The following is a 6,624-nucleotide window of genomic DNA, read 5'->3' on the forward strand; positions in this document are numbered from 1 at the left end:
GAGTCAGGGCGCGACATCGAAGAGGCGCGGGCGCAGCGCGGACGTGCGCGGGTCGGCGGCGCACGCGGCGAGCGCCGCCGCGAGGACGCCGCGGGCCGGGTGCGGCTCGCGGACGTACACGTCGACGCCGGCGGGCGTGAACGGCGTCCGGGCGAAGCGGGTGAGCGCCCAGCCCGCCTCCTCGTCGGCGGCGACGAACGACCAGCGGCTGCGGGCGAGGAGGGTCAGCGGCTCGACGCCGCGCCAGCGGAAGCCGGACGGATCGTGCGGGTCGGGGGTGTCGATCCCGACCACGTAGTGCGAGCGCGTGCGGCCGCGCCAGCTGACGACGTCGCCGATCCCGCCGGTCGGGAGCGGCGCGTACGTGATCGCCACCCCCGACCGCGAGCGCCAGAGCGGCAGCGAGGAGCCCCGGACGAACCAGGTGCCGCTCGCGAGCGCCCGGGCGTCGATCATCGGAGGGCGTGCTTGATGTTGGTGCGGGCCAGCGCGACGGCCTCGCCCGCTCCTCCGTTCATCACGATCTTCGAGACCGCCAGCGCGAAGCCCTTCACCTGCGCGCCCGTGATCGTGGGCGGGAGCGAGAGGGCGAGCGGATCCGTCACCACGTCGACGAGGACCGGGCCGCCGTCGGCGAGAGCCGAGCGGAGGGCCTCCTCCACGTCGCGCGGGTCCTCGACGCGGATGCCGCGGATGCCGATCGCCTCCGCCACCTTCGCGTAGTCGACCATCGGCACGTCGACAGCGAAGTCCGGGAAGCCATCGACCAGCATCTCGACCTTCACCAGCCCGAGCGTGGAGTTGTTGAACACGACGATCGTCACGGGCAACCGGTAGGCGGCGACCGTGACCAGCTCGCCCATCAGCATCGAGAGCCCGCCGTCGCCGCTCAGCGAGACGACCTGGCGCCCCGGGTGCGAGAGCTGCGCGCCGACCGCCTGCGGCAGCGCGTTCGCCATCGAGCCGTGCATGTACGAGCCGAGCAGGCGCCGCTTCCCGTTGGGGGTGATGTAGCGGGCCTGCCAGACGTTGCCCATGCCGGTGTCGGCGGTGACGATCGCGTCCTCGGAGAGCAGGCCGTCGAGCGTGGACGCGACGAGCTCGGGGTGGATCGGGCTGCGCGTGCCGACCTCGGTGTACTTCCCGACGACTCCGGTGACCAGCTTCTCGTGCTTCTTCAGCGTCTTGTCGAGGAAGCGGTGGTCCTTCCGCTGCACGAGCGGGGTCAGCGCGGTGAGGGTCGCCGCCACGTCGCCGTGGACGGGGTGCGCGACGCTGACGCGGCGACCGAGCTTCGAGGCGTCGCTGTCGACCTGAGCGATCACCACCTTCGAGGCGTCGGGGAGGAACTGCTCGTAGGGGAAGTCGGTGCCGAGGAGGAGGAGCAGATCGGCGTCGTGCATGCCGGCGTGCGCCGCTCCGTAGCCGAGGAGGCCCGTCATGCCGACGTCGTAGGGGTTGTCGTACTGGATCCACTCCTTGCCGCGCAGGCTGTGCCCGACGGGCGCGCCCACCAGCTCGGCGAAGGCGACGACCTCGTCGTGCGCGTTCTGCACTCCGGCGCCCGCGAAGATCGCGACGGTCCGCGCCTGGTCGATCGCGGCCGCGAGGGCGCGGACGTCGGCGTCGGCGGGGACCAGGACGGGCGTCGACGGCAGCACGAACGCGGGGAAGCCGTCGACCGCCTCCAGCTCGGCGATGTCACCGGGGAGGGTGACCACGGCGACTCCGCGGAGCGCCACCGCGCTGCGCATCGCGGCGTTCACGACCCGCGGAGCCTGGGCGGCGGTCGAGATCAGCTCGCGGTAGTTCGAGCACTCGACGAAGAGCCTGTCCGGGTGCGTCTCCTGGAAGTAGGACGAGCCGATCTCGTTGCTGGGGATGTGGCTCGCGATGGCGAGCACCGGGGCGGAGGAGCGGTGTGCGTCGTAGAGGCCGTTGATCAGGTGCAGGTTGCCGGGGCCGCAGCTGCCGGCGCAGACGGCGAGGCGCCCGGTGAGCTGCGCCTCCGCGCCGGCGGCGAAGGCGGCCGCCTCCTCGTTGCGCACGTGGATCCAGTCGATGCCTCCCTTCTCGGATCCGCCGCTGCGGCGCACCGCGTCGACGATCGGATTCAGCGAGTCGCCGACGATCCCGTAGATGCGGGAGACGCCGGCGTCGATGAGCTGAGCGATGAGCTGGTCTGCGACCGTCTTCTGAGCCATGACCCCATTCGACCGGACCGGGCTGAGCGTCCGCTACTCCGGAAAGTGGAGATCCGGATCGAGTGCATCCCCCTCGGGACGGATGCCCTGCACCCCTAGCCTGGGAGCCGTCACAGGAACACCTCCGTGCCGCAGATCCCGGGAGTCGTCATGAACCGCCGCAGAACCGCCCTCGTCCTGGCCGCCGGCGCGGCCCTCGCCCTCGGCCTGACCGGCTGCTCGGGCCTGAACGGCCTGATGGGAGGCGAGACCCGCGACGACGAGACCGGGGAGATCACCGAGGGCGGGACGACCGACGTCTTCCAGCTGCGCGTGGGCGACTGCCTGAACGGCGAGCTCAGCGAGGAGGCGACCGAGGTCACCGACGTGCCGACCGTGCCCTGCACCGACCCGCACGTCTACGAGGTGTTCCAGAACCTGACGATGGCCGACGCCGACGAGTACCCGGGCGAGTCCGTCGCGACGGAGCAGGCCGAGACCGACTGCGTCACGGCGTTCGAGTCGTTCACCGGGATCGGCTACCAGGACTCGGCGTACGACTTCAGCTACTACTACCCGACCGCCGAGAGCTGGGGCACGGGCGACCGCACGATCAACTGCATGATCACCGACCCGAACGGGCCGAGCACGGGCACGCTGGCGGGCGTCGCGGCCTGATCGCGATCCCCGCGCGCGGTGGTGCCGGTCCCGCCGAGCGCTCCGCGCTCGGCCCGGGTCAGTCGCGGTCGCGCGCGGGGAACAGCCGCAGCAGCAGGCCGGAGCCGATCCAGACCACGGCGATCCCCGCAACGAGCCAGGAGGCTCCGAGGCCGGACGCCGCTCCCGCCAGCACAGCGCCGACTGCCGCTGCGGCGGAGCGCAGCCCCGCGCCGATCGTGAACACCTGCGAGCGGACGGCGGCGGGGCTCTCCTGGTCGCGCAGCAGCAGCATCGCTGCGTTCGAGGGGGCCGTGAAGACGCCCGCGACCGCGAAGGCGGCGACCGCCGCGACGATGCCCAGGTCGGGGACGGCGATCAGGAGGACGGCGCCGGTCGCGATGTAGGCGGCGCCCATGGTCCACGCCGGCGGACGGCGGGTCCAGCGGCGGGCCGCCACGGCGAGGGCGCCGAGCAGGCCGCCCACGGCGAAGGCGGTCAGGATCCACGCGGCGGCGTCGGTGCTGCCCAGCCGCTCCACCGAGAGGCTGATCGCCGCGACTCCCGCCGCTCCGCCCGCGACCTGGCTGAGGGTGCCCGCCGAGGTGACCACCGCGATCGGACGGTGCCGCACGAGGTGGGTGACGCCCGCGACGATCGTCCGCAGCACGCCGACGGTCGGCGCCGGACGGGCCTCCATGGCGAGGCCGAGCGACCCGACGACGCCGATGAGGGCGAGGACCGCCATGGCGAGCATCGCGGTCCGCGCTCCCCCGACTCCGACCGCGAGGCCCACGATGGCCGGCCCGCTGATCGAGGCGACCGTGTACGAGAGCGAGTCCTGCGCGTAGGCGCGGCGCGGCTCCGGGATGGCGCTCGTGACGAAGCTCGACATGCCACCCATGTAGACGGGCGTCGCGAGCCCCGCGAGGAGCAGCAGCACCACGATGAGCGGCGTCGGCACCTCGCCGAGGAAGGCGGCGACCGCGAAGGCGACGGCGGTCGTGAGCGCGGCGCCCACCAGGAGTCGGCGGGGGCGGCGGACCCGGTCGAGCACCGTGCCGACCAGCGGCGCGGCGATCACGGCGGGGAAGAGCGCCGCTCCGGTCAGGGCACCGCCGAGCGCGACGTCGCCGAGACGCTCGACGGCGAGGACGGGGAGGGCGACGACCATGCCGGCGCTGGCCAGGCGGAGGGGGATCGACGCGGCCTGGTAGCTGACCGCGCTCACGCGGGACCGGGGATCGACATCACCTCCGATGGTGTCACGGCTGCGGGACCGGGTCGGCCGGGGAGGCAGGCCACCGGCGTCCGAGCGGCCTGCGGAGCCTGCCCTAGGCGATCGGCGTCCGCGCCGCGAGCTCGGCCGCCGCCGCGACGCCCAGGCGCCAGGGCGCGCCGTGGCCGGGCAGGGAGTGTCCGCGCCCCGGTCCCGGCGAGGACCCGCAGCGAGTCGAGGGACTGCGCCGTGTCGGCGGTGGCGGCGCGCGCGACCAGGTGCGGGCCGGTGCGGGCGGAGTAGGGGTCGAGCGTGACCAGTGCGTCTCCGCCGATCACCGCGTCGCGCTCGGGCAGGTGCAGCGAGACGTGCCCGTCGGTGTGCCCCGGAGTCGCGAGCACGCGGGGCGACCCGGGCACGTCGAGCACCTCTCCGGCGGTCAGCGGCAGCGTCCCGTGCACGGGCGGCACCGCGAGCGCCCCGGCACGGGCCATCGCGCCGAGCACCGGGATCGCGGAGGGGTGCAGCAGCGGGTACGCGAACGGGGTGCGCTGGCGGCGGTAGGAGTAGGGCTGCGCGGCGAGCGGCTGGTCGGCCGCGTGCAGGTGCACGGGGACGCCCCGCCGGACGAGGCTGCGGGCGACGCCGAGGTGGTCGACGTGCGCGTGGGTCAGCACGAGGGCGTCGATGTCGCCGAGCGAGCGGCCGAGCACCTCCAGCGCGCGGACCAGGTACGGCCACGTCCTCGGGAGACCGGCGTCGACGACGGTCAACCGGCCCGCCTCCTCGATCAGGTAGAGGTTCGTCCAGGCGTGCTCGAGCCGGTGCACCCCGGGTGCGACGTCCCGGTGCAGGCTCGCGCCGCCCCCTCGCCGCTGCTGCCGGTGCTGCTGATCGCGCTGCTGCTGCTGGTCCATCGTGCAACCGCCCCTCCGGGCCCGCGCCCGATCGCGACGACGCTACGAGCGTCTGCGACGGATCGGACAGGGCGTTGACGGCGGGGGTCCGCGTCGTTCAGGGCTCAGCGGCGCCGCCCGCGAAGGGCGAGCTGCACCGCCGCGAGCAGGAGGAGGACCGCGAAGAGGATCCCGGACACGCGCGCCGGCAGGAGGAAGGAGAGCGCCACTCCGGCGAAGGAGAACGCCGTGGCGGTGAGCCCGACCACGAGGCCCGCCCGCACGTCGAGCAGGCCGCGCCGGGCGTTCGCGATCGAGCCGGTGACCGCCGTCGGGATCATCGCGGCGAGCGAGGTGCCCTTGGCCAGGAGGTCCGCGAGCCCGAAGGCGCCGACCAGGACCGGCACGGCGATCGCTCCGCCGCCGATGCCGAAGAGGCCGGAGGCGACGCCCATCCCGATGCCGAGCCCCGCGAATCCGGGCCACACGCCCCAGCCCTCGGCGACGTCGCCGGTGTCGTTCGAGCCGAACACGGCCATCCGCACCGCCGCGGCCACGAGCAGCGCCACGAACATCCAGCGCAGCACGCCGAGCGGCAGCCGCGCGAGCAGCCAGGATCCGGCCACCGCCCCGAGCATCGCCGCAGCCGCGATCACCGCCGCCGGGACCCAGGCGACCTGACCGGCGAGGGCGTAGCCGAACGCTCCGGCGACCGAGGTCGGAGCGATCGCGAGCAGCGAGGTGGCGGAGGCGCGGCGCTGGTCCATCCCGGCCCACGCGATCAGCATCGGCACCATCACGATCCCGCCGCCGACGCCGAACGCGCCCGACAGGGTCCCGCCGACCGCGCCGATCAGGGCCAGGACGAGCAGGGCGCGCGGGCGCATGCGCGCGGCCGTCCGATCGGGGAGGGGCGCCTGCGGGGCGGTCGCGTCGGTCACGGCTCCATGCCACCACAGCACCGGGCCGAGGGCGAATCGACGGGCGTCGACCGCGTTCCTGAGAGGACCGGCCCGGCCCGGCCCGCCTCTCTGGCAGTTGCCTGGGCGGGCCGGATCCGACCGTGACGTTCGGCGTCGACGGAGCGTCCTACCTGCATACCCCGCCTGATCGAGCGATCGGGCCCCGAGCGAAAAGAGGAGACCATGGCCGAGACCACCGCGACCACCACCCGTCAGACCAGCACCGGATCCGGACGCACCGTGATCGAGGACGGCGTCATCGCCAAGGTCGCCGGCATCGCCGCGCGCGAGGTCCCGGGCGTCCACGCCCTCGGCGGAGGAGCGGCCCGAGCGATCGGCGCCATTCGCAGTGCGATCGGCAACGACGACCGCGGCCAGGGCGTCAAGGTCGAGGTCGGCGAGCGCCAGGTCGCCGCCGATATCACCATCGTCGCCGAGTACCCCGCGCCGCTGCAGAAGGTCGCCGAGGACGTGCGCTCCGCCGTCGCCGACGCCATCCAGCACATCGCCGGCATGGAGGTCGCCGAGATCAACGTGACCGTCCAGGACGTCCACATCCCCGAGGACGACACCCAGGAGTCCGACCCGCGCGTCGTCTGACCCGTTCCCCCCGCACCGACGCCCCGGGCCGAACGGCACCGGGGCGTCGGTGCGGGGGGAACGGGTCAGACGACGCGCGGGTCGGACTCCTGGGTGTCGTCCTCGGG

At 74.1% G+C, this 6,624-nt stretch carries 7 protein-coding genes; 2 read left to right on the forward strand and 5 right to left on the reverse strand.

Translation table 11 applies throughout. From position 1 onward, the window contains the following. Positions 1-3: 3 nt before the first annotated feature. Positions 4-456 (reverse strand): hypothetical protein, encoded by a 453-nt coding sequence (locus tag C5C63_RS05010; RefSeq protein ID WP_104325604.1) that lies wholly within the window; start codon positions 454-456, stop codon positions 4-6. Next, on the reverse strand, positions 453-2,204 hold the full coding sequence (locus C5C63_RS05015; protein WP_104226089.1) for a pyruvate dehydrogenase: 1,752 nt from the start codon (positions 2,202-2,204) through the stop codon (positions 453-455). The genes C5C63_RS05010 and C5C63_RS05015 overlap by 4 nt, the downstream gene beginning before the upstream one ends. A 150-nt stretch (positions 2,205-2,354) precedes the next feature. Here C5C63_RS05015 and C5C63_RS05020 point away from each other — a divergent pair, with 150 nt between their 5' ends. Beyond that, positions 2,355-2,861, forward strand: coding sequence for a septum formation family protein (locus C5C63_RS05020; RefSeq protein WP_104226088.1), 507 nt, complete (start codon positions 2,355-2,357; stop codon positions 2,859-2,861). A 58-nt stretch (positions 2,862-2,919) separates the two neighbouring features. Here the strand turns inward: C5C63_RS05020 and C5C63_RS05025 are convergent, their stop codons facing one another. The 3 genes from C5C63_RS05025 to C5C63_RS05035 form a co-directional block, all read right to left on the reverse strand. Beyond that, on the reverse strand, positions 2,920-4,071 hold the full coding sequence (locus C5C63_RS05025) for an MFS transporter (RefSeq protein ID WP_104325605.1): 1,152 nt from the start codon (positions 4,069-4,071) through the stop codon (positions 2,920-2,922). Further along, a complete protein-coding gene (locus C5C63_RS05030) occupies positions 4,068-4,976 on the reverse strand; it encodes an MBL fold metallo-hydrolase (RefSeq protein ID WP_308471539.1) in 909 nt (302 codons plus the stop codon). The genes C5C63_RS05025 and C5C63_RS05030 overlap by 4 nt, the downstream gene beginning before the upstream one ends. 104 nt (positions 4,977-5,080) lie before the next feature. Further along, positions 5,081-5,896, reverse strand: coding sequence for a sulfite exporter TauE/SafE family protein (locus tag C5C63_RS05035; RefSeq protein WP_104233037.1), 816 nt, complete (start codon positions 5,894-5,896; stop codon positions 5,081-5,083). Positions 5,897-6,100: 204 nt separating this feature from the next. Here C5C63_RS05035 and C5C63_RS05040 point away from each other — a divergent pair, with 204 nt between their 5' ends. Continuing rightward, positions 6,101-6,517, forward strand: a complete 417-nt coding sequence (locus C5C63_RS05040; protein WP_104225148.1) for an Asp23/Gls24 family envelope stress response protein — start codon at positions 6,101-6,103, stop codon at positions 6,515-6,517. Positions 6,518-6,624 lie beyond the last annotated feature (107 nt).

Source organism: Rathayibacter sp. AY1B8 (assembly GCF_002932775.1).
Lineage (GTDB): Bacteria > Actinomycetota > Actinomycetes > Actinomycetales > Microbacteriaceae > Rathayibacter.